Raw genomic sequence first — 1,848 nt, 5'->3', positions numbered from 1 at the left:
TCGCCCTTGCGCACGGCCTGGATCAGGCTGCGCGTCGCCATCGGCTTGGTCGGGTCGAGCGGCAAGGCGCGCACGAAACGCAGGAACGGCGTGACCCACCAGCGTTGCGCAATGCTGGAGTCGATGGCGAAGATCGGCTCGTCTTCCAGCAGCGACAGCGCCAGCGCCGCATCGAGAAAGCTGACATGGTTCAGCGCGATAATGGCGTTCGGGCCGGCCTTGGCGATATTGTCGCGCCCCTTCACCTCCAGCCGGTAGAAGGCGCGGAACAGGATCGACAGGAAATCGCGCATCGGATTGGTCGGCAGCCGCGCGAACATCCAGATCGCGCTGATAGCCGCCGCGACCGCCATCAAGGCGAAGACGCCGTCGAGCCCGAGGCCCTTGGCCTGTAGAGCGGTGACGGCGAGCGCCCCCACCACCATGAAGGCGGCGTTCAGCACATTGATGGCGGCGACGATGCGCGCGCGCCGCTCGGCCGGCGCCCAGGCCTGCGCGGCGGCGAAGCTCGGCACCGCCAGCACGCCGCCCGCGACCGCCATGCCGGCGAGGTCGATTCCGACGCGCCAGGCGGCGGGCTGCCGGAAGAACGCGCCGGCGTGAAGCTCGGCCGCCGCTGGCGCCATGGCGTGGAGCGCGAAGGCGAGGTCCGCCGCGAACAGGCCAAGCGCCAGCGTGGCGATGGGCGCCGGCAGCAGCACGATGCGGCCGCTGCAGAAAAACGAACCAAGCGCCGAGCCCAGCGCCACCGAAATGGCGAACAGGCTGAGATAGATGCTGACCACCATTTCCTCGCCGCCCATCCGCATTTTGATCATCGGCGGCAGGACGGACAGAGCGATGGCGCCGAACATCCAGAACAGGCTGACCATGACGCCGGCGCGCCACAGCCTCTTGTCGGCCCACAGGTCCTGCAGCAGATCGCGCGTCGAGCGGAAGATATTGGCGTCGATGGTCAGATCGGGCGCTTCGCCGCCGGTCGGCGGGATGAAGCGGCTGGCGGCATAGCAGCCGACGGCGACCAGCAGCATGGCGCCCGAAATGGTCGCCGGATCGCCGCCGTCGCGCGAGGCGAGGCCGCCGACAATAGTGCCCAGCAGGATGGCGATGAAGGTCGCGCCTTCGATCAGCGCATTGCCGGCCGGAAGCTCCGATTTGTACAGATGGTCGGGCAGGATGCCATATTTGATCGGGCCGAACAGCGTCGACAGCACGCCGAACAAGGCGAGCGCGAGGAAAAGCACCGGCACGGACTGCCAGGCGAAGCCGGCGACGGCGACCAAAGCGGCGAAAATCTCGACGAATTTGATCCGGCGGGCGAGCAAGGCCTTGTCGTAGCGGTCGGCAAGCTGGCCGCCAAGGCCGGACAGGACGAAGAAGGGCAGGATGAAGATCGCGCCGGCCAAGGTGATCAAGGATTCCGCATGCGGCCCCGACATCTTGTACATGATGAGGAAAATCAGCGCGTTCTTGAGGAAATTATCGTTGAAGGCGGCAAGGAATTGCGTCCAGAACAAGGGCGCGAAACGTTTCTGGGCCAGAAGCGCGAACATAAGACACTCCGAAGAAGGGCGCGATTAGGCCTCGCCGAGCGTTAAAAAACAATCGCGCCGCGGGAGATCGGGGCGGCTTGCCGCCCCGCCACGGCCGACGATAGGGTGCGAGCGTCGAATCGGCGCCGCTCGCGCCAGCCTCGCGAGGTTGTCTTGTCCGCTGTCCCGGCGCCGCCGTCATGAATCCGGCTCTGATCGCCTCGCTCGTCGGGATCGCCGCGCCCGTCATTGTGGTGACCGGCTCCGGCTATGTCTGGCGCTGGCGCGGCATGCCGTTCGATCATGAATTCGTCAC

At 66.5% G+C, this 1,848-nt stretch carries 1 protein-coding gene; it reads right to left on the bottom strand.

Translation table 11 applies throughout. From position 1 onward, the window contains the following. Nucleotides 1–1,553: MFS transporter (locus tag ACE3S9_RS19160; RefSeq protein WP_374548073.1), on the bottom strand; the 1,553-nt coding region annotated here is incomplete at its 3' end. Nucleotides 1,554–1,848: the final 295 nt, after the last annotated feature.

Source organism: Rhodoblastus sp. (assembly GCF_041915505.1).
GTDB lineage: Bacteria > Pseudomonadota > Alphaproteobacteria > Rhizobiales > Beijerinckiaceae > Rhodoblastus.
Note: the sequence above shows the minus strand (reverse complement) of the source record. Positions and strands in the feature narration are given on the sequence as shown.